The 25,444-nt window shown below is 61.9% G+C and carries 19 protein-coding genes and 2 pseudogenes; 12 read left to right on the top strand and 9 right to left on the bottom strand.

What is annotated here, in order from left to right:
* Nucleotides 1–312: 312 nt before the first annotated feature.
* The 3 genes from msrB (at nucleotide 313) to msrA (ending at nucleotide 3,391) form a co-directional block, all read left to right on the top strand.
* A complete protein-coding gene (gene msrB, locus L8K08_RS11465; RefSeq protein ID WP_119740560.1) occupies nucleotides 313–813 on the top strand; it encodes a peptide-methionine (R)-S-oxide reductase MsrB in 501 nt (166 codons plus the stop codon).
* Between the two features lie 35 nt (nucleotides 814–848).
* Complete coding sequence (locus L8K08_RS11460; RefSeq protein ID WP_242196851.1) at nucleotides 849–2,609, top strand: cytochrome c biogenesis protein DipZ; 1,761 nt, start codon at nucleotides 849–851, stop codon at nucleotides 2,607–2,609.
* A gap of 86 nt (nucleotides 2,610–2,695) precedes the next feature.
* Nucleotides 2,696–3,391 (top strand): peptide-methionine (S)-S-oxide reductase MsrA, encoded by a 696-nt coding sequence (gene msrA, locus L8K08_RS11455; protein WP_242196847.1) that lies wholly within the window; start codon nucleotides 2,696–2,698, stop codon nucleotides 3,389–3,391.
* 107 nt (nucleotides 3,392–3,498) lie between these two features.
* Here msrA and L8K08_RS11450 read toward each other — a convergent pair whose 3' ends face one another.
* From L8K08_RS11450 to L8K08_RS11440, 3 genes are all read right to left on the bottom strand, one after another.
* Nucleotides 3,499–3,927 (bottom strand): nuclear transport factor 2 family protein, encoded by a 429-nt coding sequence (locus L8K08_RS11450; RefSeq protein WP_119740554.1) that lies wholly within the window; start codon nucleotides 3,925–3,927, stop codon nucleotides 3,499–3,501.
* Nucleotides 3,928–4,031: 104 nt separating this feature from the next.
* Nucleotides 4,032–4,982, bottom strand: a complete 951-nt coding sequence (locus L8K08_RS11445; protein WP_242196846.1) for an alpha-E domain-containing protein — start codon at nucleotides 4,980–4,982, stop codon at nucleotides 4,032–4,034.
* Between the two features lie 2 nt (nucleotides 4,983–4,984).
* Entirely contained in the window at nucleotides 4,985–6,394 is a 1,410-nt protein-coding gene (locus tag L8K08_RS11440) for a circularly permuted type 2 ATP-grasp protein (RefSeq protein WP_242196845.1), read from the bottom strand.
* 451 nt (nucleotides 6,395–6,845) lie between these two features.
* Here L8K08_RS11440 and L8K08_RS11435 point away from each other — a divergent pair, with 451 nt between their 5' ends.
* The 3 genes from L8K08_RS11435 (at nucleotide 6,846) to L8K08_RS30265 (ending at nucleotide 7,843) form a co-directional block, all read left to right on the top strand.
* Entirely contained in the window at nucleotides 6,846–7,391 is a 546-nt protein-coding gene (locus tag L8K08_RS11435; protein WP_145160597.1) for a hypothetical protein, read from the top strand.
* Between the two features lie 93 nt (nucleotides 7,392–7,484).
* Nucleotides 7,485–7,697 carry a hypothetical protein gene (locus L8K08_RS11430; protein ID WP_145160599.1) on the top strand — a complete coding sequence of 71 codons (213 nt, stop codon included), beginning with the start codon at nucleotides 7,485–7,487 and terminating at the stop codon, nucleotides 7,695–7,697.
* Nucleotides 7,698–7,708: 11 nt separating this feature from the next.
* A complete protein-coding gene (locus tag L8K08_RS30265; protein WP_277933608.1) occupies nucleotides 7,709–7,843 on the top strand; it encodes a hypothetical protein in 135 nt (44 codons plus the stop codon).
* On the opposite strand, the gene L8K08_RS11425 is transcribed toward L8K08_RS30265, so the two are convergent.
* Both L8K08_RS11425 and L8K08_RS11420 read right to left on the bottom strand, forming a co-directional pair.
* Entirely contained in the window at nucleotides 7,834–9,201 is a 1,368-nt protein-coding gene (locus L8K08_RS11425; protein ID WP_145160601.1) for a sodium:proton antiporter, read from the bottom strand. The genes L8K08_RS30265 and L8K08_RS11425 overlap by 10 nt on opposite strands.
* Nucleotides 9,202–9,273: 72 nt before the next feature.
* Nucleotides 9,274–14,298 carry a glycosyltransferase gene (locus L8K08_RS11420; RefSeq protein WP_242196843.1) on the bottom strand — a complete coding sequence of 1,675 codons (5,025 nt, stop codon included), beginning with the start codon at nucleotides 14,296–14,298 and terminating at the stop codon, nucleotides 9,274–9,276.
* A 130-nt stretch (nucleotides 14,299–14,428) separates the two neighbouring features.
* Between L8K08_RS11420 and L8K08_RS11415 the strand changes: the two are divergent.
* Nucleotides 14,429–14,708, top strand: a pseudogene (locus L8K08_RS11415) (succinylglutamate desuccinylase); the annotation flags it as partial.
* Nucleotides 14,709–14,931: 223 nt separating this feature from the next.
* Here L8K08_RS11415 and L8K08_RS11410 read toward each other — a convergent pair.
* The 4 genes and pseudogenes from L8K08_RS11410 to L8K08_RS11395 all read right to left on the bottom strand — a co-directional run.
* Nucleotides 14,932–15,102 (bottom strand): annotated as a pseudogene (locus L8K08_RS11410) (haloacid dehalogenase type II); the annotation flags it as partial.
* Nucleotides 15,103–15,304: 202 nt separating this feature from the next.
* On the bottom strand, nucleotides 15,305–16,558 hold the full coding sequence (locus L8K08_RS11405) for an EAL domain-containing protein (protein ID WP_242196836.1): 1,254 nt from the start codon (nucleotides 16,556–16,558) through the stop codon (nucleotides 15,305–15,307).
* 9 nt (nucleotides 16,559–16,567) lie between these two features.
* Nucleotides 16,568–16,951 (bottom strand): response regulator, encoded by a 384-nt coding sequence (locus L8K08_RS11400; protein ID WP_145160607.1) that lies wholly within the window; start codon nucleotides 16,949–16,951, stop codon nucleotides 16,568–16,570.
* Entirely contained in the window at nucleotides 16,936–18,285 is a 1,350-nt protein-coding gene (locus L8K08_RS11395) for a PAS domain-containing sensor histidine kinase (protein WP_242196832.1), read from the bottom strand. The genes L8K08_RS11400 and L8K08_RS11395 overlap by 16 nt, the downstream gene beginning before the upstream one ends.
* 971 nt (nucleotides 18,286–19,256) lie before the next feature.
* Here L8K08_RS11395 and L8K08_RS11390 point away from each other — a divergent pair.
* The 5 genes from L8K08_RS11390 to xylB are packed head-to-tail and all read left to right on the top strand — an operon-like array spanning nucleotide 19,257 to nucleotide 25,236.
* A complete protein-coding gene (locus tag L8K08_RS11390; protein WP_242196830.1) occupies nucleotides 19,257–20,789 on the top strand; it encodes a sugar ABC transporter ATP-binding protein in 1,533 nt (510 codons plus the stop codon).
* Nucleotides 20,782–21,774 carry a ribose ABC transporter permease gene (locus L8K08_RS11385; protein ID WP_242196827.1) on the top strand — a complete coding sequence of 331 codons (993 nt, stop codon included), beginning with the start codon at nucleotides 20,782–20,784 and terminating at the stop codon, nucleotides 21,772–21,774. Before L8K08_RS11390 ends, L8K08_RS11385 begins: the two co-directional genes overlap by 8 nt.
* Before the next feature lie 34 nt (nucleotides 21,775–21,808).
* Nucleotides 21,809–22,741 carry an ABC transporter substrate-binding protein gene (locus L8K08_RS11380; protein ID WP_145160615.1) on the top strand — a complete coding sequence of 311 codons (933 nt, stop codon included), beginning with the start codon at nucleotides 21,809–21,811 and terminating at the stop codon, nucleotides 22,739–22,741.
* Between the two features lie 25 nt (nucleotides 22,742–22,766).
* Nucleotides 22,767–23,759, top strand: coding sequence for a LacI family DNA-binding transcriptional regulator (locus L8K08_RS11375; RefSeq protein ID WP_145160617.1), 993 nt, complete (start codon nucleotides 22,767–22,769; stop codon nucleotides 23,757–23,759).
* 16 nt (nucleotides 23,760–23,775) lie between these two features.
* Nucleotides 23,776–25,236, top strand: coding sequence for a xylulokinase (gene xylB, locus L8K08_RS11370; RefSeq protein WP_242196824.1), 1,461 nt, complete (start codon nucleotides 23,776–23,778; stop codon nucleotides 25,234–25,236).
* Nucleotides 25,237–25,444 lie beyond the last annotated feature (208 nt).

Genomic DNA, 25,444 nt, shown 5'->3' with positions numbered 1-25,444 from the left:
AGAAACCTTCACTTGTAGTCCGCGCATTGTGCGGGTTTTGCAACAGTGTAGTTATCACGAATTGTTTAACTCTGCGTGAGGATTTCGCGACCGCCCATGGCCCAGGATCACCTCAATACAAAGGCACCGGTTACGACAAGAAAGGCTTTTGGCTAGCCAGATCCCCGTGGCGAGCGGGCTTGCCCCGCGTCGGGCTGCGCAGCGGCCCCAAAAAAACCGGGAGCGCCACGCACGCCAACGCGGGACAAGCCCGCTCGCCACACCAACCCTGCAGCCACACGATCAGCGCCAGCCATCAATGAGGAAAATCCCATGTATTCACGCCGACAAATACTCCTCGCCACCGGCGGCCTGGGTGTCGCCGTCCTGGCCGGCGGCCTGCTCAAACAGCTCAACCTGGTCACCGACGCCGAAGCCGCCGAAACCTTCGAGGTCAACCACACCGAGGCTCAGTGGCGCAGCCTGCTCAGCGCCGAGCAATTCGACATTCTGCGCGAGGAGGGCACCGAACGGCCTTACACCAGCCCGCTCAACGACGAGCACCGCACGGGCACTTTCGCCTGCGCCGGCTGCGCGCTGCCGCTGTTCTCCTCGGCCACCAAATTCGACAGCCACACCGGCTGGCCAAGCTTCTGGCAGCCACTGGACAACGCGGTCGCCAGCCACGTCGACACCTCCTTCGGCGTGGTGCGCAAGGAAATTCACTGCCGCCGCTGTGGTGGCCACCAAGGGCACGTCTTCGACGATGGCCCTGCACCCACCGGCCTGCGCTATTGCATGAATGGCGCGGCCATGACGTTCACGGCGGCTTAAGCCGATGCTTATCAATACTTATAAGGGACGAACCCATGTGGCTTCTGGTTCTCGCGTATCTGGGCGGCGTGCTGACCATTGTCAGCCCGTGCATCCTGCCTGTTCTGCCTTTTGTCTTCGCTCGCACCGGGCAGCCGTTTATGCGCAGTGGCTTGCCGCTGTTAGCGGGGATGGCGGTGACGTTCGCCCTGGTGGCCTCGCTGGCGGCAGTGGGCGGCGGCTGGGTGGTGCAAGTCAATCAATACGGGCGCTGGCTCGCGTTGCTGTGCGTTGCCCTGTTCGGACTCACGTTGCTGTTGCCGCAACTGTCGGAACGCCTGACGCGGCCACTGGTAGCCGCCGGCAGTCGCCTGTCCGAAGCCGCTGGGGCCGACGCCAAACCGCGTCCGGGCGCCTCGTTCCTGATCGGCGTGGCCACCGGTTTGCTCTGGGCACCCTGCGCCGGGCCCATCCTCGGGTTGGTACTGACCGGCGCGGCGCTGCAGGGCGCCAGCATCGGCACCACCTTGCTGTTGCTGGCCTACGCCGCCGGTGCTGCGACGTCACTGGCGCTGGCGCTGCTGGTCGGCGGTAAAGTCTTTGGCTTGATGAAAAAGTCGCTCGGCGCCGGCGAATGGTTGCGCCGCGGCCTGGGAGCGCTGATGTTGGCCGGCGTGGCCGCCATCGCGCTGGGCTTGGACACCGGCGTGCTGTCGCGTTTGTCGACAGCCTCCACCGGCGGCCTGGAACAACGCCTGGTGGACACACTCAGCGCCAAGCCCGAACAGAAGAGCGGCGCGATGATGGCTGGCGGAGCCATGATGGCGGCGGCCAACCACAGCGATTCGCTGCCCATTGAAGGTGCATTGCCGGCGCTGGACGGCGCGGTGCAGTGGCTCAACAGCCCGCCACTGAGCGCCGAAGCGCTCAAAGGCAAAGTGGTGCTGGTGGATTTCTGGACTTACTCCTGCATCAACTGCCTGCGCAGCTTGCCCTACGTCAAAGCCTGGGCCGCGAAATACCACGACCAGGGCCTGGTGGTGATTGGCGTGCACGCCCCGGAATTCGCCTTTGAACGCGACGTGAGCAACGTCACCAAGGCCATGAAGGATCTGGGCATCACCTACCCGGTGGCGATCGACAACAACTATAAAGTCTGGCGCGCCTTCAACAACCAGTACTGGCCGGCGCACTACTTTGCCGATGCCAAGGGCCAGATTCGCTATCACCACTTTGGCGAAGGCGATTACGCCGAGTCCGAACGCGTCATTCAGCAACTGCTGCGTGAGGCCGGCGCGACCAACGTCGCCGGTGGCTTGATCGAAGCCGACGCCAAGGGCCTGCAGCAAGCGCCGGACATGAACGAGGTGCAATCGCCGGAAACCTACCTGGGCTTCCAGCGTGCGCAAAACTTCGTCACCACCGGCACCCTGGGCACCGACACAGTGGTGAATTACCCGGCAGCCGGCACCCTGGCGCTGAACAACTGGACCCTGGAAGGCCCATGGAATGTCGGCGGCCAGCAAGCCACCCTCGACCAGGCTGGCGGGCGCATCGTCTACCGCTTCCATGCCCGTGACCTGCACCTGGTTTTGGGCCCGGGTGCCGATGGCAAACCGGTGCGCTTCAAGGTGAGGATTGACGGCCAAGCGCCGGGCGATGCCCACGGCACGGATGTGGCGCCCGATGGCAGCGGCACGGTGACCGAGCAACGCCTGTATCAGCTAGTACGCCAGCCCGGCGCCGTTCAGGACCGCACCTTCAGCATCGAATTTCTCGACCCGCACGTGGCGGCATATGCCTTCACCTTCGGCTGACCCATCAATCTTCAAGTGAAAACCCAATCAATGTGGGAGCAGGCAAGCCAGCTCCCACACCCGACCGCGCTCTGGAGTGATTTTTTATGAGGCTTCTCAAAATTTTACCCGCACTGGCCTTCGCCACCTTCGTCGGCCAAAGCTCGGCCTTTTCTTTCGGCGCCGCCGATGACGCGGTGATGATCGCGCCGCCCACGCTCGACCTGCCGGCCGAGCCCGGCAACCTGCAAACCGCGGTGTTTGCCGGTGGCTGCTTCTGGGGCGTGCAAGGCGTGTTCCAGCACGTACAGGGCGTGAAAAACGCGGTGTCCGGCTATGACGGCGGTGCGGCCAACACGGCGCAATACGAGTCGGTCAGCGAGGGCGACACCGGCCACGCCGAGGCGGTGTCGGTGACCTACGATCCGAGCAAGGTCAGCTACGGCAAGCTGCTGCAGATCTACTTCTCGGTGGCCCACAACCCCACCGAACTCAACCGCCAGGGCCCGGACAGTGGCACCCAGTACCGCTCGGAGATTTTCGCGCAGAATGCCGAGCAGCAAAAAGTCGCCCAGGCCTACATCGCACAGCTCGACGCCGCCAAGGCCTTCGACAAGCCGATCGTGACCAAAGTGGAGATGGGCAAGGCGTTTTACCCGGCCGAGTCCTATCACCAGGACTTCCTCACCGAGAACCCGTCCTACCCCTACATCGTGATCAATGACCTGCCGAAAGTGGCGCAGCTGAAAAAGCTGTTCCCGGACCAATACCGCGCAGAACCCGTACTGGTAAAAAACCAATAACCAACACAAAACCCATGTGGGAGCGGGCTTGCCCGCGATGGCGTCCGCTCAGTCACCACCCATGCAACTGAACCACCGCCATCGCGGGCAGGCCCGCTCCCACAGTTTTAACCTTTGGTTTTTGCCAGATAAGGCGCCAACCGCCGCCCCATTTCCTCACCCAACGCCTGCAACCCGCTCAGCGGCCGCACCATCACTTCAAATTCAACGATCTGCCCCAACTCATTAAAACGAATCAGGTCAATCCCCTTGAGTTGCTTGTCGCCCACCCGCGCGCTGAACTCCAGCACCACACTGAGCCCGTCGGCCGTGGCCAGTTCACGGTGGTATTTAAAGTCTTCAAACACCGTGATCACAGTGTTGAGAATCATCGACACCACGGGCGCGCCAGGGTAGGGCGTGTGGGCCATCGGGGAGCGGAAGACGGCATCAGGCGCCAGCAGCTCGGGCAGCGATTGCAGATCGCGCCCGGCCAGCATCGCGTGCCAGCGTTGCAACGTCTGAGCGGCGGCGGGGGTCAGTGTCAGTTCGGACATGCGCGGTACCTGTTCTAGGGATGGGAGAGCCTTTCACCTGCCCAACATAAGAGCGGCACCTGAGCAGGGTCAATCACCCGAACTGACAGTTAAGTGACTGCAACTCACACCACTTCAAGGTACGAGCTATGAATCGCCCGTGCCAACTCGCGCACCGTGTCGATAAAGTCTGTCAGGCGGCTGTGCAAGCCGTCCTCCAGAATCTCGTCGATCCCGGTATAGCGCAGGCGCGCCTCGAATTCGGCCGCCAGGCGCTGCGCGGTGCGCCCATAACTGCCGGGCAAGTCGGCGAGGATATGGCTCAACTCCTCGATACACGCATGCAGCGAACGCGGCACATCACTGCGCAGCAGCAGCAACTCCGACACCGAGCGCGCATTCAACGCGTTCGGGTACAGCTCGGTGTAGGCCTCAAACGACGACAACGCCCGCAGCAGGGCGCTCCACTGGTAGTAGCCGCGCGCCGACAAGTCGCTGACTTCTTCCGACTCCTCGCCAAACATTTCATAGCGCGCGTCCAGCAAGCGCAAGGTGTTGTCCGCGCGCTCGACGAAGGTGCCCAGGCGAATAAATCGGTACGCGTCATTGCGCATGATGGTGCCGGACGTCGCGCCGCGGAACAGGTGCGAACGCTGCTTGACCCAGTCACAGAAGTGGCTGATGCCGTGCCGCGCCAGGCCACCGGCGGCGATGCTGCGCATTTCCAGCCAGGTGGCGTTGAGGTTTTCCCACATGTCGGCGGTAATGCGCCCGCGTACCGCGTGGGCGTTGCCCCGGGCGGCACGCAGGCAGTTGTAGATGCTCGCGGGGTTTTCTTCGTCGAGGGCGAAAAAGTGCAGCATAAGCGTCGCGTCCAGTTGTGTGTGACGCTCCAGGTAACTTTCCAGGGTGCCGCTGCTGAGCAACGCCATCGCCAGTTCGTCCAGCCCATCGCTGCGCCCGGCCTGGGGCATCAGCGACAGCGAGTAACTGACTTCGAGCATGCGCGCCAGGTTCTCGGCACGCTCCAGGTAACGCGACATCCAGTACAGATCTGCGGCGGTTCTACTCAACATACTCAGCCCTCCACCACCCAGGTGTCCTTGGTTCCGCCGCCTTGCGACGAGTTGACGATCAACGAGCCTTCCTTCAATGCCACGCGGGTCAGGCCGCCGGGCACCAGGCGGGTTTCCTTGCCCGAGAGCACGAACGGGCGCAGGTCGATATGCCGCGGCGCAATGCCGTTTTCGACGAAGGTGGGGCAGGTGGACAGGCTCAGGGTCGGTTGGGCGATGTAGGCGTGGGGACGTGCCTTGATGCGTTGGCGGAAATCCTCGATTTCGGCGGCGGTGGAGGCCGGGCCGACCAGCATGCCGTAGCCGCCCGAGCCCTGGGTTTCCTTGACCACCAGTTCCGGCAAGTGGGCGAGCACGTGGGACAGTTCATCCGGCTTGCGGCACTGGAAGGTCGGCACGTTTTGCAGGATCGGCTCTTCATCCAGATAAAAGCGGATCATCTCCGGCACGTACGGGTAAACCGACTTGTCATCGGCCACGCCGGTGCCAATCGCATTGGCCAGCACCACATTGCCGGCGCAATAGGCGGCGACCAGCCCCGGCACGCCGAGCATCGAATCGGGGTTGAAGGCCTTGGGGTCGAGGAAGGCGTCGTCGATACGCCGGTAAATCACATCCACCGGCTTGGGCCCGTCGGTGGTGCGCATGAACACCTTGAGGTCGTGCACGAACAGGTCGGCGCCTTCGACCAGTTCCACGCCCATTTCTCGGGCAAGGAAGGCGTGTTCGAAAAAGGCGCTGTTGAAGCGCCCAGGCGTCAATACCACCACGTTGGGGTTGTCGAGGCGGCTGGAGCTTTTCAGGGTCTTGAGCAGCAGGTTGGGGTAGTGGTCCACCGGCGCGATGCGCTGCTTGGCGAACACTTCCGGGAACAGGCGCATCATCATCTTGCGGTCTTCGAGCATGTAGCTCACGCCGCTGGGGGTGCGCAGGTTGTCTTCGAGCACGTAATAGGTGCCGTCGCCGTCGCGCACCAGGTCAACCCCGGAAATATGCGAATAGATGTCGCGGTGCAGGTCCAGCCCGACCATCGCCTTCTGATAACCCTCGTTGCCCAGCACCTGCTCGGCGGGAATGATCCCGGCCTTGATAATGCGTTGGTCGTGATAGATGTCGGCCAGGAACATGTTCAGCGCATTGACTCGCTGGATACAGCCGCGTTCGATCACGCTCCATTCAGTGGCGGGGATGCTGCGCGGAATGATATCGAAGGGGATCAGGCGCTCGGTGTCCTGCTCGTCGCCGTAGAGGGTGAAGGTGATGCCGGCGCGGTGGAACAGCAAATCGGCTTCGCGGCGCCTTTGCGCCAGCAGTTCCGGCGGCGTGTTGGCCAGCCAGCGGGAGAAATCCTGATAATGCGCACGGCACACGCCCTGTGCGTCATTCATTTCATCAAAGAAAGATCGAGCCATTCCAGTACCTTGTCAGTGCCCAGGGATGCTTGGGTGGCACTGCCGCTTTAAAAAACGCATTTTTTTATGAGCCCGTGGCTGATCGTGCCAACAGGCCTGGTCCTTACTTTCTTATGGGGTCGGCTCTGGGTCGGGGGGTAACGAATGCTCCTGAATCCGGGCAGATGAATGGATAAAGCAATGCGTGTGCCGGAACTGGGCCTTGTGTCGATTTAATCCTGCGACGAGCCGGCTGATGGTGTTAGCGGGGCATGTTGTGGCGAGCGGGCTTGCCCCGCGTCGGGCTGCGCAGCGGCCCCAGAAAAACGCAGCAACGCCGCGCACTCCAACGCGGGGCAAGCCCGCTCACTACAAGGGTGCAGGGCGTGTTCCACAATGGTGCATGAACAAACTTGAACTTCACTGCTCCCCGATTCTTCTAACGAGACTCGCAACCTTGTGGAGCACCGTCGTGCCCAGAATTATCTCCCCGAACACTCCCGAAGCAGCGCTGGACGATCACAGTGAACACAACGCCAAGATTTTTGGTTCGCCCAAGGACCGCCTTGACTTCTATCGCCGCGAAATCCAGTACGAAACCTCCATCCTGGCCAACCGCACCGACGCCTACCTGACGGCGCAGTCGTTCCTGGTCATCGCCTTTGTCTCCGGCATGGGCAACCTGAACCCGGAATGGGGCAAGTTTTTCACCTTGATCGTGCCGGTGTTCCTGGCCTCCCTGGGGGTGCTCAGTTCTCTGAATGCCTGGCCGGGGATCCGCGCCGCGTACGAAATCATCGACCACTGGCACTACAAACAAAGTGAATTGCTGCGCAGCGAGCCGGTGATGGGCTTGGCCTATGACGATTCGCCGCTGTTTTGTGAAACCGAGTCGTCGCACAAGGGCTATCGCAAGTCGCTGCTGTTCTCCATGCGCGCGCCGTGGCTGTTCATGGTGTTCTGGCTATTGCTGGGCGTCTACGCGTTCTACATCCAGATCGATAACCCTGTGTCTTGAGCACGCTGGTTAAATCGTCGGAACTTCATCGTCCTGCGCGGGACCTTACCTTTACGCAGGATGTGTTTTCCGAAACTGCGAAGAGGTGACCCCATGAACACAAGCAATGATCCGCAAGTCAGCAACCGCAACGACCCGGCCATCGATGGTGGAGAGCCGGCCCCCGGCACTGCCGCCGACGCGCCGAAAGACCCAAAACCTGCCAGCGACCCAAAAGCCAAGGAAAACGACTACAGCCCCGACTTCAAGCCTGAGCCCGAAGCCAAGCCTGAGACGGATGCCGATATCGATACCCAAGGCGGTTAGAGGAGACGGTCATGTCAGATCTAGACGACGAAGAACTCAATGACCCGGGCAACGAAGACCCGGGTTCATTGATGGATGATGCAGAAGTGCCGCTGAACGATCTGGATGACGCGGCCGATGTCGGTCATACCGAAAATCAGGACTGAGCTGCAATTTTTTGAGCTTTCACCTTGGCACGTCGTTCATACCAGACCAGCATCGGCTGGGTACTCAGGCCATGAACGACGATGCTCAAGGCGATCACCGACACCGTAAGGTTCACCGCCACCGCACTGCTGGTGCCGATCAACCCGTGGTTGAGCGCATAAAACAGGTAGTAGATGCTGCCGATCCCGCGGATACCGAACCAGCCCATCAAACCGCGCTGCCGATAGTCGATCAGGCTGCCCCAAGGCACCGCCAGCACACTCGCCGGCCGGATCACGCAAAACAACAGCGCCGCCACCGGCAGCGCGCGCCAGTCCCAATGACTGACCAGAATGATCCCCAGCAGCGTCACCAGGAAAACCTCCATCGAGCGCTCCACCAGGCTGCCGAATGACAACATGTCGCCCATCATCACACCGGCGGCGATCTGCGTGTCTTGCAGTTCACTGACATCACCTTGGAGCGCGCGCGCAGGTTCGACTTCCAGATGGCCCACCACCGGCAATGCCAAGTGCTCGGAGGGCGTCTGCGAATTGCCGGTGGACCTGAACTCTGCCTGGCGCAAGCCGAGCCCGGCGGCGAACACCGACAAAAAGCCGTAGCCGCCCACGGCCTCGGCTGCCACGTAGGCCAGGGCGATCAACGCCAGCGTCAGGTAATCGTTGGGTGACAAGGTGCTGTCTTCGTTGGTGATGCGCATCCACAAGGTCACGCGGCCGATGCCCCGGCCCATCCAGTATCCGATCAGCAACCCGGCCGGTACGGCCCACAGCAGGTTTTTCAGCGCCCAACCGCCCAGCCAGTCACCGTCAAAGCCGCCGTGCTGCATGAATAACAGCGCAAAGATCACAAACGGAAACGCCGTGCCATCGTTCAGGCCGGCCTCGCCCGACAGGCCAAAACGCAGCGCGTCATAGTCCTGCGCATTGTTGACCTGAACCAGGCCGGCCAGTACCGGGTCGGTCGGCGCAAGAATAGCGCCGACCAACAGCGAAACGCCCCAGGAAAGGTCGAACAGGTAATGCAGCGCGAGGCCGCTGCCCAAGATAGTCAGCAACATCACCGGGCCAGCCATGCCAAACGCAATGCGCCAGGTGCGATGCCGCAAGGGCAGGCGCAGCTTCAAGCCGCTGACGAACAGCGAAAACAGCACCGCCACTTCGGTTAAGTGCTCCATCCAGCGTGCGGAGGCCTTGATGTCCATCTGCAGCAGGTCCATGCCCAGCGGGCCGATGGCGATGCCCAGCAACAGGCAGACTGCCGAGGTTGTCACCGGCATCCAGCGCAGGTAGGAGGAGGTGAGGGCGAGGGTCAGCAATACCGCGCCGAGTACGGCCAACCAAAGAATAAAAGTCATCGAACGTGCACCGTGGCCGTGGTTTGTAGCCGTTGGAGGACCACGACCCGGTACTGGTTCAAAGTTGTTGGGTCAGGTGTTGATCCACGAGTGATCGGCGCCGATGCTGATGTGGAACCGGTAGCGCAGCGGGTAGTGGTGGTGTTTGATTTTTTGTATCTGCTCACGCAGGTGATCCGGTGGCGCAAGCCCTTTGCTGGCGTAGACGCGAAGCACGTCGTTTTCAATGTCGACGATAGGCCCGGACGAGACGAGGCTGCCGTCGACCAGCTTGGACTCTTTGGCTAATCCATCCAAACCCAGCTCGTACAGGTCGGGCCGGTTCGACTTGAGGATGTCATTGAATAGATTCGGGCCAGCGGTCTCGAATATCTTGCGTTCATACGCGGTGAATTCGGGCGTGTAGTGCACCCGGCCATCGGCGGTTTTCGTGGCAGTGGGGCGGTTGGCCGCGAAGTACGCCTTGTTGGCCTTAAAGCGTTGGTTCATCTGCGTGATCATCGCTTCGATGACCGGGTTGCCAGGGCGTGTCGCGAAGTTACTGGTGTTATAGAACGGCGTGTAGTCGGTCAGGCTATGCACGACCGGCGCGCCGAGCAGAACATCGTCAGGGCCGGCGAGCAATGCGTCGGTGCCGATGTTTTTTTGAATGACGTCATCGGTGTCCAGATACACGCCGCCGTGCTTGTTCATGATGGGATAACGCGCAACGTCCGAGGCGGCCGCCAGGTTTTTGCCTTGCCCCTGCCGAAAGTAGTCGTACATTTCGCCGCGCCTGAGCTGCTTGAAGACTTCGTCCTCATGCAGGTTCAGCACTTTCACGCCGGGAGCCTTGCTCTGCAGCGTGGTTTTTATGCGTTGAAACACCGCCGGGCTGTCGGCATCGACGTGAAGGATGGAGGTGTAGCCGGGCGCTTGAGTGGCGTTCCTGGCAATGTTGTCGGCCAGGTGCGACGGTATTGCCTGGCCGGCCCAAAAATAGTGCAGCGCCTTGGGCAGCGGTTTCACCTCGTTTGGTACCTTCAGCACCGACGGCGGTGAGACATCAATAAAGGTGTACTGATGCGCGTCGGCTTTTTTAGCTTTGCTGAACTCATCAAGCGTTCCCCGTTGCCACTTGCCCTTGCCACTTCGCCAGAAATACCTCGCGGGCGTGTCATCGATACCCGTGGCGAGCGTGGTCTCTTTCCACGCACCGGCCGAGCTGTCGAAGATGACGCTGTGTTCGGCGCCTTTGTGATTGAGCCTGAACGGCGTGGCTGCATGTTCGACGACTTGGATGTCATCCATCGGGACCACGTAAGTGCTGTCGCCAAACTTCCAGGGCGTGGGTGTGTCATGGGTGCCACCCAGCAGCCGGGCGGACCTGGAGGTGGGTTCCCAGCCGGACGCGCCGAGGTCCCTGATAGCGATCTCTGGCCGCGTGCCATTGGGGTGCCGGATGACTCGCTGGCCCTCCTTCAACCGTGACTCATAGAGTGTGCCGTCGACCCTTACATATTCTTTTTTACTGCGGCCTACGTACACGTTGCCCTGCAAGCCCTTGGTCGAAAGCGCGTCGGGGGCTATGTGTCTGGCTTCATAACCACGCAGGTTGGCATCCAGTGTGCGGGTCTCGCCACTGGCCGCCAGGCGCTTGGGCGTGAAGTCTTTGAGCGGGGGGCCAAAGGGGTATTTTTTCACCGCGTCGTATTGATGCCAGTGACCCTGGAACAGCACGGCCTGACCTTCGACGGTCTGTTGCCCGACCTTGAATGTGCCGTTTGCCGCCAGGCCCTGTTGCCGTTCGGCGATCTTCACCAGGTCATCGCCGCCGAGGGCGTGCAGGCTGCTGGCGTCGTTTGAGTTGGAGCTGTCGACGACAAAGTTGTCCAGCGCTTTGCCGTACGCCTGCTTCGTGCGCGGATCAAAGGCGTACCAGTTTTGGGTCGCCTCATCGAATGTGGCCAGCGCTGGGGGGCTCTGCGCACGGTGAGAGGCCCTGAAGGTGCCTTGCGCGATATCGGGCTTTTTCGCCAACTCGAGCAGGTTGACACTGCGGTAAGACCCGCGCAGGTGCTTGAGGCCCTTATAAGCGGCGCCGGTCCAGCTGCGTACGCCATTGGCGACGCCGCGAGCCAGGTCATCCACTCCGCTCAGGGGGTTGAGCGAGCCGACCGCCGCACGCCCGACGATCTTGAACGTCTGGCCGAGTTTGGAAATGGCCGAAGCGCCGGCCAGTGCGCCTTTCGCGCCCTTGGCCGCAGCCCCCAGGCCCACCGCGAAACCAAAGATATCGAAGGCCAGATCGACGATACCGTCCTTCACGTTGCCGTCGATGAAATGCTTGATGGCTGACCTGAACGGGATCAGATTCAGCGCTACTTCCTCAACCACCTTATAGGTCGGCACTTCAGTGTCGAAGGTCGTCACGCCTCTGGCGCTGCGGTGCACCGCAGGCAGGTTGATGTCTTCGATCAGCGCATCGGCGATGTACCGGGTTCGGTCACTGGCGAAGCTATCAGGCACGGTTTGCGCACCTTGGCGCTCATCCAGCAGCGCCGATGAGTATTCACCCGCAGGCTTTATGGCATCGTAGCGTTTGCCGGGTGACGGATACCAACCGCCGGCCGGTGGGTACTCTTTGTAAGTCTGGCCCGGCCGCCGGGTCACCGTGCCCTTGAGGCGGTCGACTGCATAGGTCATGGTCTTGCCATTGTGCTGGGTCTCGACCAGTAGCACTCCTTCTGCAACGCGGCGATCGTCTCGGCTGTATTCAATTTCCTTGCGCACGCTTATTTTGCCGAATTCCAGGTTTTGTCGGTCTTGCAGCGGCAGCGTGGCTATCAAGTGCTTGAGCTGCGCAGCGGTGGTCTTTTTTACGCGGTTGGCATAGGACGCAAACCCTTGATCAAAAGCATCCTGCGGACGTGGCAGGTCTTTAAGCGTTGCCAGAGCGGCGTTGATGTTGATTGCATTCGATGACGTTACCCAAGCCCCTGGCGCGCCATCGGTGGGCAAAGAGACGCTGCCCAACGTCACCGCGCTGAGCACAGCGCGACCGGCCCGGCCCCAATCGTCGGACGAGTCGGGAGCGCCGAGCAGGGCTCTGCCGTCGATAAACAGATCCAGCAGCGAGTAAGGTCCCGGATAGTGCCGGCTGGCGGGCTGCGAGGTGATGCATTTTTCTTCAAACAGGTTCGGGGCCATTGCCGGCAAGGCGAGTTTCAGTTGCGCCAGCGCCAGGGCTTTTGTGGTCGGCATCTCGCCGATTTGCGTCTCGGCGGCCTCTCTCAACTCACTGACCTGGGCACTGAATCGCTGACGCACTTCGGCCATGGCTGCATCGGTGGTCGGGTAATGCATGCCATTGCCAACGGCCCAGTCCTTGATCGCTTCATGCTGGGCGGCATATTCAATGCGGCGCTCGTCATCGGTCACGGGGGCAACGCTGGCCTCCAGCATGACGCGCGCATAGCTCATCGCCGCTGTTGCCCCTGGCGCTTTTGCCTCGATGCGCGCGACCGCCGTGGCAAAGCTGACCCAGCTGTGGGTGCCCACGGCCACCTGATCGGGGATGTCCTTGACCAAAAGCGCCGGCGCCCGGCTGGCAAGCAAAAGGTGAGTCAGCACTGCGGCGGTGGCCGGGGAGGACGCTCGGCCGGTGGTCACCAGGTGTTCTTCCAACTCCCTGACGATGGTAGACGCGGACTTGCCGGCGTTTTCGGCGCAGAACAGCGTGTAACCTTCAATGCTCAGTGGCGTGTCTGGCCGCGCAGCGCCAAAAGGATCGGTCACGCTGACACGCTCCACGTTCAATGCCGCCAGCAGCCAATCGGTGGCACTGCCCTTGATTGACCGTGCCTCGAAGCTGGCCTGGATGGCCTCGCCCAGTGCCTTGCCTCTGGGCGTATTGAGCAACTCGTCGAGTAAGCGTCGCGGCTGGCTCAGCGTTGAGGGCGTGAGGGGCCTGTTGTCGAGCAGGTACTCCAGAACATTGTTAAACGGGCGCACATCAATGTCGCCCAAGCCGCCTGCGTACAGGCCGGTACTCAACAGTCGCTGGTTGCGCTGATCCAGGGGTTGCGGCCAGCTCAGCGCACCGCCAAGGTTCCCGTGCGTCGGAGTAATGGGCGGTGGTGTGGTGATTGCGTGGGCAAGGTTGTCCATGTCCTCGCGGCAGGTCGGCAGATCCCAGCCGTTATCTTCCAGGAACTGCTTGAGGCTGACCTCGGCCCACGCCTGCGTGTGATCGCTGCGGTAAGTGCTGTCGGTGCCCAGTTGAAGGGTGTTTGCCTGTAACTCATCGGCGATGTCGGCATTTGATCGCGTGCCGTCTTTCAACTGCGCTGACAAGTACCGCAACGACGCTGCGGCCTGGTGCTGCGCATGCGTATCGTCGACTACGGATTTCTGGCTTTGCAGGGCACTTTCGCTGCGCGATTCGATTAAGCCGGGAAAGGCCACAGGGTCGAGCCCGGCGAAGCGGCGCTCGCGGCTGAGTGCGTCGGCACGCTGCTTTAGGGCTGTGCCCGAAAGGTGGGGCGGTTCTTGATAAAAATTGCCCACCAGTGCCAAGGGCGCGATGTGCTCGTTTGTAACGCCCGGCAGGGTGAAGGTTGCATCCGCCTGGCCGGCTGCAATGATACGTGCCGCCTGCAGAACCGGGCCGCTGATGGCGCCCCAGTGTCTGTCGTCGAGCCCCAGCGTGTGCAGCGTCTGCGCGGGATCCAGGCGACGCTTGAGTGTGAAGTAAATCCGCCCGGACGTCGGGTTCAGGCTGATCGAGTGGCTGTCTATGCCCTGGTCATGGACCCACTGGGCCACATCCGGTGATCGCAAGGCGTTGGCCAGCTGCGCCCACCATTGGCCGAAGGTTGAATGCGGGGGAATGGGCCAGATTTTCTGGTCAGCGTCGCGGGCGGCTACGCCGGTTATGCCGCGCAGTGCGGCGCCGTACTGAGCCGCCAGCTCGCGATCACCGTGGGCCCGGGTGCCTTCAATGGCTGGCTGAATGGGCGCGCCGGGCTCAGCGGTGAGCCTGGGCGGTGCAACGTTGCTGTCAGGAACCTGCGTTGGCTGCATGTGCGCAGCGTGGGGGGTGGAAATACGCGTCATAAAGTCTGTCACCTGGGCAGGGGAATACGCCACGGCACAGTGGCGTGGCATCCCCTTGTGGCAGTATTGCGTGCAGCGATTCCGGCGCCTGACGGCGATAATCTTTACCCCTCATTTCAACCTTCGTGCTCAGTTGTCAGGGGTGTCCGTTCGGCTACATCAACGGCTGACACCCCTTACAGGCTCAAGGGCGGCTGCGCGGCACCGTTACTGTTGTGCCCCAGGCGAATCCGTTCGGCATCGGCCAATTTCGTCAGGGCCGACTGCTGGGGCGCTTTCAAGACGCGACCGGGCTGAACTTCAACTGCGCTTTCGACCACTCACTGGCCATAGAGCGCCAGGCGAGCAACCTGGCGCAGTGGCAAAAGAGCCTGGTGCAGTCAGCCGCCGACGCCGGCCTGGTGCTGGACCCCTGAAATGCTGCCTGTACACACCCCCCCATGTGGGAGCGGGCTTGCCCGCGAAGAGGGCGTATCAGCCGACCTATTCGGTGAATGACACTGCGCATTCGCGGGCAAGCCCGCTCCCACAGTGGGATCGCAGCGCGTCAGGTGATTTCGATAGGCCTCACCAACCCACGGACTTGAACAGCTCAGGCACGCGGTCCAGGCGCGGGCTGGCGCAGATATGCGTGTGTTCGTGATGATCGTAGGCGCTGAGCAAGGTATCCCGGTCGACCTGATGATCACCTTTTTCGTCGAGGATTTTATCGATCGCGGCGCGCAGGGCTTCATCCCACTGGATCAGCGTGCCGTAGCAATCAAAGGTCAACCAGAGTGGGCGAGGGGTGTTCTCAAGGGGCATGCGGCACCTGTACGGAAAGTGAGTGACCCTCGCAGCATAGGAAACGTGGCCGTCAGTTGGAAATCAAATCAGCCTCTGCCACACAGTTGAATAGTCGATATGAAGGTCGCCGCCCTGTTTGATCTCGAACTCGCTGGTCAGTGGCGCGGGGCGATTGAGTTCGACACACCGCGGGCTGATCGAGTGTTTGCGCGACGAGATTTCAGATCCGCGGCATTCGCTCCAGTAGCAGGCGTTCCAGCGTGGCTGCGGGCAATGGCCGGCTGAACAAGTACCCTTGAATCTGATCACAGCCGGCGGCCTTCAAAAACGCCAGCTGATCCTGGGTTTCGACACCTTCGGCAACCACTTGCAGGCTCAGGCTATGGGCCAGTTCAATGATCGTGCGGGTGATGGCCGCGTCTTGCGGGTTGGTGGTGACCTCGCGAATAAACGCGATGTCGATCTTCAACGTGTCGATGGGAAACCGGCGCAGATACGCCAGGCTTGAATAACCGGTGCCGAAGTCATCGATGGAGATTTTCACGCCCATCGTGCGCAGCCGTTGCAGGCTGGCAATGGTGTGCTGGGTGTTTTCCATCAATGAGCCTTCGGTCAGTTCGACCTCCAGCCAGTGCGGCGCCACCCCGGTTTGCCTCAAGGTGCGTTCGATATCGGCAATCAGGTCGCCCTCGATCAATTGATGACCGGAAACGTTGACTGAAACCTCTACGGCGCCAATCAGACCGCGTTGCCACACGGCGATTTGCTGGCAAACCGTATCAATCACCCAGCGCCCGACCGGCACGATCAGGCCCAGGCTCTCGAGTATCGGCACAAATACCGCCGGTGAAACCGCGCCGTAGCCTGGCCGCTCCCAGCGCAGCAGCGCTTCGAGTGCGCATATCTGGCCACCGGCCAGCTCGACCTTGGGTTGGTAATGCACGCTGAATGCATTGGTTTCGACGGCCAGGCGCAGGGCGTTTTCCAGATCCTGGCGCGCCAGGTCGTGCACGCTCATGCCCGCCGGCTCTCCCGTTCGCTGCTGCAGTTGCTGCTCAAGCATCAGGTTGTGGACTTTCAAATGATCGCCGCGCGCCTTGAGCCGCAGCAGGTTGCGCACCCGCAGCCACAACTCGACACGCTCCACCGGTTTGCTGATGAACTCCTCGGCGCCGGTTTCCAGCCCGGTGACGCGCGCGCTGGGCTCACTGAGGGCCGACAACATGATGATCGGGATACTCGCCGTGGCTTCGTCGCCCTTCAAGTGGCTGGCGACCTCGTAGCCGTCCATACCCGGCATCATGATGTCCAGCAGGATCAGGTCGGGCGGTTGCTGCGCCACCAACTGCAAGGCTTCTTCACCGCTGCTGGCACTCAGGGTCTGGTAGCCCTCGTGCTGCAGCAGGGTTTCCAGCAGCTTGCGAACCTGGGGTTCATCATCAACGATCAGTAGCGTTGCGGGTTGGCTGGCCATGGAGAGGACTCATAGAAGTGGGCTGATATGTTGTTGCAGCAAGGTGTCGATGGTCTGGTAAAGCTCTTTGTAGCGCAGCGGCTTGATGATGTAGGCGTCGCAGCCGGCCAGTCGGGTCTTTTCGCGGTCTTCCTTCATGGCCATGGCGGTCAGGGCGATCACCGGAATGTGCGCGGTGCCGGGGTCTTGCTTGAGCAGGCGGGTGGCGGCGAGGCCGTCCATGCCCGGCAACTGGATATCCATCAGGATCAGCGCCGGCTGTTTTTCCCGCGCCAGCGTCAGCCCGGTTTCTGCATCCGCCGCCCACAACACGCTGTGGCCGGCATTGACCAGCAACAACCGAGCCAGGCGCATGTTCGCCTCGTTGTCTTCGACGATCAGGATTTCGGCCATGCGGCCTCCGAGGCGCGATGCAGAGGCAGCCACACCACAAAGCGGGTGCCCAGGCCCACGCGGCTGGCGACGGCGACGCTGCCGCCATGCAGGTCGGTCAATTGCTTGACCATCGCCAGCCCCAAACCCGTGCCTTCAAATTTACGCGCCAGGCTGCTGTCGATCTGGCTGAACGCCTTGAACAGCTTGCTCATGTCGTCCTTGGCAATGCCGATGCCGGTGTCGCTGACGCTCAGTTCCAGGAACTGCGCGTGGGGGCTGGGTTGCAGGGCGAAGCCATGGGTCGGCCAGTCGCCAGGGATCTGCCCGACCTGGGCGCGACTGACCTCGCGCACCGCCAGGGTCACGGAGGCGCCGTGTTCGCTGAACTTCACCGCATTGGCCAGCAGGTTGTAGATGATCTGCTTGGTTTTGCGCAGGTCCAGTTCCAGGGTGCCGAAATCGCCGTCGCTTTCCAGTTTCAACTGGATGCGTTGCAAGGCGGCTTTTTCGCGCACGATCAACAGACTGTTGGCCAGCAAGCCGGCGAGCTCCACGGCCTCAAGCTCCAGGTCCATCATCCCGGCCTCGACCTTGGACAGGTCGAGAATGTCGTTGATCAGTGACAGCAGGTGCTGGCCGCTGGTGAAAATATCGCCGATGTATTCACGCTGCACCTCACTCATGTCGCCGACCAGGCCATCCTTGAGCGCCTCGGAAAAGCCGATCACCGCGTTCAGCGGCGTGCGCAACTCGTGGGACATGGTGGCGAGGAACTCGGACTTCATGCGGTTGGCGTGTTCCAGTTCCAGGTTCTTTTCTTCCAGGGCGCGTTCGAAGCCTTTGCGCTCGGCTTCTTCCTGCTTGCGCGCGGTGTTGTCGGTGCCGATCAGCAAGTAGCCGATGATGGTGTCGTGGCGGTTGCGCAGGGCCGTCACCGAGACCATGGCCGACAGGCGACTGCCGTCCTTGCGGATGTAGGTCAGCTCGTAAATGTCTTCAATGCCGCGCGAGGCTTTGAACACCAGGGCTTCGAAGCCCGGCGTGATCGGTGTGTCGAGCTCCAGGCTGAGGGCGGCGGCGCGGGTGATGAGTTCGGCAGGGTCGGAAATGTCGGCGGGGGTGATGCGGTTCAGCACGTCGTCGGCGGCGTAGCCGAGCATGCGTTCGGCGCCGACGTTGAAGATCTGGATCACGCCTTTTTCGTCGGTGGCGATGCTTGAAAAATACGCGCTGTTGAAGATCGCGTCTTGCAGGGCGCCGGTCTTGAGCAGGGTTTTCTGGCGTTTGAATTCGACGATTTTTTCGGCCCGCGATTGCGGTTCGAGGGGTCGTTCGGTTGGGTTTTTATCCATCGCGGTGGCGTTCCATGAACTTCAGGCCCGCCAACGTTGATAGCCGATGGCGCAGAGCATGCTCACTGAGATCGCACGAGGGCGACGAGGAGGAGATGAGGTCTTTGGACGATAGCAGAGATTATGGCGTTTTGATGCTTGGCAGCTTTGACTTGGCGGGTTTTGGAGGGATTGGTGGGCGGGGGCATATCCGTTGCTGCGCTCAGGGCAGCTGGCGGTTGCGCTCTTACAGCGGGTCACCTTTGGCAAACGCCCGGTATGCCGGAGCACAGCAACACACGTCTATCTGATGCACAAAGCTCCAAATGTGGGAGCGGGCTTGCCCGCGAAAGCGGTGGGTCAGTGAGCTCATGTGTCACTGGCACACCGCCTTCGCGAGCAAGCGCGCTCCCACAAGTTGACCGAGTGCAGCCAGCCAGTACCGCAGTGCTTTGCCTTTCTGTGGGAGCTGGCTTGCCTGCGATGCAGGCACCTCGGTCTATCAGTGACACACAGTAGATGCCATCGCAGGCAAGCCAGCTCCCACCTTTAACCGAGTACAAACGAAGCCCATCTACCTGATGCACAGAGATCCAAATGTGGGAGCTGGCTTGCCTGCGAAGGCGGTGGGTCAGCCAACTCATGTATCACTGGCCCACCGCCTTCGCGGGCAAGCCAGCTCCCACAAGTTGACCGAGTTCAGCCGCCATTGGGAATACCAGATGTAAACGACAACGCCTGCGTTGGAGGTCATGACGCATCCTGATTTCTTCCAATGACTGCTGGCAGAACGCACGGGCGCAGGGTTTTATTCCGCTGGCGTATGAATTTCATTTCATGCACCCGGCGGCGTGCGGGTTTCGCGCTTGTGGGCTTGATGAAACGTTTAATCAATCGATAAACGGCGCACGCAAGCGCTTGCGTAAGGAAATGTAACTGGACTAGAGTCGGCAGCACTCGACTACAAAAATAATAATTCCAGGAGCTCATCCATGAGCCTTGAACCCTTGCTTGAGATGCAGGGCATCAGCAAAACCTTCAACGGTTTGCGCGTGCTCAAGAATGTCGGCCTGAAGGTCTACCCCGGTGAAATCCACGCGTTGATGGGGGAGAACGGGGCCGGCAAATCCACCCTGATGAAAATCCTCTCCGGCGCCTACCAGGCCGATCCCGGCGGTGAAATCCGCATCGACGGCCAGCCCGTTGCCACCTTCGACCCCGCCACCGCCAAGACCCTCGGCATCGCCGTGATTTACCAGGAACTGAGCCTGTGCCCCAACCTGAGCGTGGCCGAGAATATCTACCTGGGCCGCGAACTGCGGCGCGGCTGGACCATCGACCGCAAGGGCATGCAAGCCGGCTGCGTCGAGGTGCTGCAACGCCTGGGCGCCGAGTTCAAACCCACCACGCCGGTGAGCAGCCTGTCGATTGCCGAGCGCCAGCTGGTGGAAATCGCCCGTGCGCTGCATGCCCACGCCAGGATCCTGGTGATGGACGAGCCGACCACGCCGCTGTCATCGCGTGAGACCGACCGCCTGTTTGCCCTGATCAAACAGCTGCGCAGCCAGGGCCTGGCGATTATCTACATCAGCCACCGCATGGCCGAGATCTATGAGTTGTCGGACCGCGTCTCGGTGCTGCGCGACGGCCAGTACATCGGCGAGCTGACGCGCGAGGCGCTGTCGGCCGAGGTGTTGGTGAAAATGATGGTCGGCCGCGATCTTTCCGGGTTCTACAAGAAGGAACATGCCGCCTATAACCCCGGCAACGTGGTGATGCGCGTGCGTGACATGGCCGATGGCAAGCGTGTGCGCCAGTGCAGTTTCGACCTGCACGCCGGCGAGGTATTGGGCATTGCCGGGCTGGTCGGGGCAGGGCGCACGGAGCTGGCGCGGCTGATCTTTGCGGCCGACCCGCGCACCAGCGGCACACTTGAAGTGGTGGGCAAGACCGTCACCCAACTGCGTAACCCGGCTGACGCGATCCGCGCCGGCGTGGTGTACCTCACCGAGGACCGCAAGGCCCAGGGCCTGTTCCTCGACATGAGCGTGGCCGACAACATCAACGTCTGCGCCTGTGTGCCGGACGCGCATGCCGGTGGCGTGCTGGATCGCGGCCATGCCGCCCAGCGTTCAAATGACGCGATCAAGTCGCTGTCGATTCGCGTGGCGTCGGGCAAGGTCAATGTCGGCGCCTTGAGCGGCGGCAATCAGCAGAAAGTGCTGCTGGCGCGGCTGCTGGAGGTCAAGCCGCATGTGCTGATCCTCGACGAGCCGACACGGGGCGTGGACATCGGCTCCAAGTCCGAGATCTACCGCATCATCAATCAACTGGCGCTGGCCGGTGTTGGCATTGTGGTGATCTCCAGTGAGTTGCCGGAAATCATCGGCACGTGCGACCGCGTGTTGATCATGCGCGAAGGCCAGTTGGTGGCCGAAGTCGGCGGGGCATCCGGCCACGTCATTTCCCAGGAACGTATTATTGACCTCGCCACCGGTGGCGATCAGGTGGCTGCCCATGGCTGATTCAAACAACCACACACTTGCCCTTGCGCCCGTCGGTAAAGCGGAACGCGTTCGCGAGCTGATGCGCACGGTCGGCATGCTGCCGGTGCTGATACTGCTGTTGGTCGGGTTTGCCCTGGCCAGTGAAAACTTCCTCACCGTGCAGAACCTGTCGATCATCACCCAGCAGGCTTCGGTGAATGTGGTGCTGGCGGCAGGCATGACCTTTGTGATTCTGACGGCAGGCATCGACTTGTCCGTCGGCGCGATTCTCGCGGCGTCCGCCGTGGTCGCGTTGCAGGCCTCGATGTCGCCACAGTTCGGCATGTTCGGGATTGCTGCCGGCATCGGTTTCGGTCTGTTGCTGGGCCTGGTCAACGGCGGGCTGATCGCCTTCATGCGCCTGCCGCCGTTTATCGTCACCCTCGGCGCACTGACCGCCATGCGCGGCCTGGCGCGGTTGCTGGCAGATGACAAAACCGTGTTCAACCCCGACTTGCCGTTTGCGTTTATCGGCAATGACTCGGTGCTGGGCGTGCCGTGGCTGGTGATCATTGCCGTCGCGGTGGTGGCGCTGTCGTGGTTCATCCTGCGCCGCACCGTCATGGGCGTGCAGATCTACTCCGTCGGCGGCAACCCGGAAGCGGCGCGCTTGTCGGGGATCAAGGTGTGGAAAGTGCTGCTGTTCGTCTACGCCATGTCCGGTGCACTGGCCGGGCTGGGCGCGGTGATGAGCGCCTCGCGCCTGTTCGCCGCCAATGGCCTGCAACTGGGGCAATCCTATGAGCTGGACGCGATTGCTGCGGTGATTCTCGGCGGCACCAGTTTTACCGGCGGCGTCGGCACCATCGGCGGCACGCTGATCGGTGCGCTGATTATCGCGGTGCTCACCAACGGCCTGGTGCTGCTGGGTGTGTCGGATATCTGGCAGTACATCATCAAGGGCATTGTGATCATCGGCGCGGTGGCGCTGGATCGCTATCGCCAGTCCGGTGCACGGACCTGATTTCACTCCAACAACAATCACAAGAGAGTCCCGCATGAACTTCAAACGCCTCTTTCCTGTTATGGCCTTGGCTGCCCTGATCTCCCACACCGTAGAAGCCCGCGAACTCAAGGCCCTCGGCATCAGCATGGGCTCGCTCGGCAACCCGTATTTTGTGACCCTGGCCGATGGCGCCACGGCGCGGGCCAAAGAGCTGAACCCCAACGTCAAAGTGACGTCGGTGTCGGCCGACTACGACCTGAGCAAGCAGTTCTCGCAGATCGACAACTTCATTTCGTCCAAGGTCGACCTGATCCTGCTCAACGCCGTCGACCCATCGGCCATGGCCTCGGCCATCAAAAAAGCCCGGGATGCCGGCATTGTCGTGGTGGCGGTGGATGTGGACGCCAAGGGCGTAAACGCCACGGTGCAAACCGACAACGTCGAAGCCGGCAAACTGGCGTGCCAGTTCCTGGTGGACAAGCTTGCGGGCAAGGGCAATGTGATCATCCAGAATGGCCCGCAAGTCACCGCCGTGACCGACCGCGTCAAAGGCTGCAAGGCTGCATTGGCCGGTGCGCCGGACATCAAGGTGCTGTCCGATGACCAGGACGGCAAAGGCTCGCGCGAAGGTGGCCTGAACGTGATGCAGGGTTACCTCACGCGCTTCCCGAAAATCGACGGCCTGTTCGCGATCAACGACCCGCAAGCCATCGGCAGCGACCTGGCGGCCAAGCAGCTTAAACGCAGCGGCATCCTCATCACTTCGGTGGACGGTGCGCCAGACATCGAAAATGCGCTGAAGACCGACACGCAAATCCAGGCCTCGGCCAGCCAGGACCCTTGGGCCATGGCGCAAACAGCGGTGAATGTGGGCAACGACATTCTCAATGACAAGGCCCCGGCCGAAGCGGTTACCCTGCTCACGCCAAAACTGATCACCCGCGACAACGTGGCTACGTACAGCGGTTGGTCGAGTAAACATTGAGTCATTGAGCAAAGGGGAACGCGTCGTGGTCACCATGGATGACGTGGCAAGCAGGGCGGGGGTGTCAACGTCGACCGTGTCCCACGTGTTGAACGGCACCCGCAAAGTCAGCGAGGCCACGGTGCAAGCGGTGCAGCGCGCAATTCAGGACCTGGGCTACATCCCCAATACCCTGGCGCGCTCACTGGCCCGTTCCAGCACCAGCACGATTGGCGTGGCGATCTCGGCGCTGTCCAACCATTACTTCAGTGAAACCGTGCACGCGATTGAAACCGAGTGCGCCAAGCACGGCTACATGATGCTGTTTGTCGACCCCCACGACGACCCGGAGCAGGAGCTGCGGGTGGTCACGGCGTTGCATCATCGGCGGGTTGACGGGATTTTGCTGGCCCCGTCCACTGATTCCAGGGCCCTTAAGTATTTGCAGGCAAATGAAATGCCCACGGTGCTGGTGGACCGCATGATGAGTACGCAGTTTGACCAGATCGGGGTGGAGAATACCCAGTCCACCCAGGCCCTGGTCGCGCACTTGATTGAACACGGGCACCGCCGCATCGGCTTTATTGCCGGGCGCGCGGGGCTGGGCACTACCGATGAGCGCGTGGCGGGTTACCGGGCTGCGTTGCAGGCGGCAGGCGTGGCGTTTGATCCGCAGTTGCTGGTCAACGGTGGCTCGAACAGTCAGCCGGCGCGCGCCGCGACTGCGCAGTTGCTGGCGCTGAGCGCGCCGCCTACGGCGATCATGGCGGGCAATAACCTGATGACACTGGGCGCCATGCATGCCCTGCGTGACGCACAGATTGAGGTGCCGGGGCAGATCGCGCTGGTGGGTTTTGATGATTTTGACTGGGCGGATTTTTTCGTGCCGCGCCTGACCTTGATTGCCCAGCCGGTCAAGGAGCTGGGCGTACGCGCGGTGCAGATGCTGCTGCAACGCATGGCCTCGCCGGCCGCGCCGGTACAAAGCGTACGCCTGGCGCCGAGCCTGCAATACCGTAATTCATGTGGCTGTATTTGATTGGAATGACCCACGTATGAGCAGTCCTGTTTCCCTCGGTATTGATCTGGGCACCTCCGAACTCAAGGCGATCCTGATGGACGTCGACGGCGCTGTGCTGGCCCACGCCGGTGTGCGCTTGAGTGTTTCGCGACGTCACAGCGGCTGGTCCGAGCAGGCCCCGCAAGACTGGTGGCAGGCCTGTTTGCAGGCGCTTGAGCAGTTGCGTGCGCATGCGGGTTTCAGTCGCGTGGTGTGCATCGGGTTGTCGGGGCAGATGCACGGCGCCGTGTTGCTCGGGGATGACGACCGCGTGTTGTACCCGGCGATCCTGTGGGACGACTCGCGTGCTGTCGCCGAAGCTGAGCAACTCGGGCCCGGCTTCGCCGAAGTCACCGGCAGCCTGCCCATGGCCGGGCTGACCGCGCCGAAACTGCTGTGGCTGCAGCAGCATGAACCCGAGGTGTTCAAGGCCATTGACTGCGTGCTCTCGCCCAAGGATTACCTGCGTTTACGCCTGAGTGGCGAGCGCATCAGCGAGATGTCCGATGCGGCCGGCACACTTTGGCTGGACGTGGCGCAGCGCGAATGGTTTGCGCCGATGCTGCGTGCCACGGGGCTTGCGCCTGCGCAGATGCCCAGGTTGGTGGAAGGCGGTGCGCCGGCGGGTTACGTGACGGCAAGCGGGCTGGGTTTGTCGCCCGGCGTGGTGATTGCCGGTGGCGGCGGCGATAACCCGGTGGCGGCCGTCGGCATCGGCGCAATCAATGCCGGCGACGGTTTCATCACCCTGGGCACCAGCGCGGCCATCGTCGCCATCACCGATCACGCCGCCGGTAACCCGGCCAGCGCCGTGCACAGCTTCTGCCATGCGCTGCCTGATCGCTGGTACACCATGGGCGCCATGCTGGCCGGGGCCAGTTGCTTGCGCTGGGTGACGCGCCTGACCGGTATGCCGGACGAACAAACGCTACTGGACCAGGTGCAGGCGCAGTTGCCGATGGGGCAGCCGGTACCGTTGGACACACCCTTGTTTTTGCCCTATCTGGCCGGTGAACGCACGCCGCATAACGACCCGTTGCTGCGCGGCGGTTTCATGAACCTGGGCCACGATTGCACCCCGGCGATGCTCGGTTACGCCGTGATGGAAGGCGTGGGGTTTGGCTTGCTCGACGCCTTGCGCGCCGTGCAATCGGCCGGCGCCAGCGTCGGCGCCTGCGCCCTGGTGGGCGGCGGCGCGCGCAGCGAGTACTGGGCGCAGTTGTTGGCGAACATCCTGCAGCGCGAGATCTTTACCTTGCAGGGCAGCGAATTGAGCGCGTGTATTGGGGCGGCGAAGCTGGGGTTTGTGGCGATCGGGCAGGGCGCGTCGCTGTTGCAAGCGGGCCTGCCGGTCAAGGCGCGGTATTGGCCGGACGTGATGCAACAGCCGGTGTTGGAAGCGCGTTATCGCAAGTTCCAAGGGTTGCTGGTGGCGGCGAAGGCGCTGCACGATTGATCAGGCTTGTTGTGGATAGCGGGGCTGTTGTGGCGAGCGGGCTTGTTGTGGCGAGCGGGCTTGCCCCGCGTTGGGCTGCGCAGCAGCCCCAAACCCGTCACCGCGTTTTTCCAGATAGATTGAGTCGTCAGGTTTCGGGGCCGCTTCGCGCCCCAACGCGGGGCAAGCCCGCTCGCCACAACAAGCCCGCTCGCCACGGGAAGCCCGT

This window comes from Pseudomonas sp. TREG-RG-20F-10-E-6-01, assembly GCF_022662455.1.
Classification (GTDB): Bacteria; Pseudomonadota; Gammaproteobacteria; order Pseudomonadales; family Pseudomonadaceae; genus Aquipseudomonas.
The sequence above is the reverse complement of the archived record's forward strand: the minus strand, read 5'-3'. Positions and strand labels throughout refer to the sequence as shown.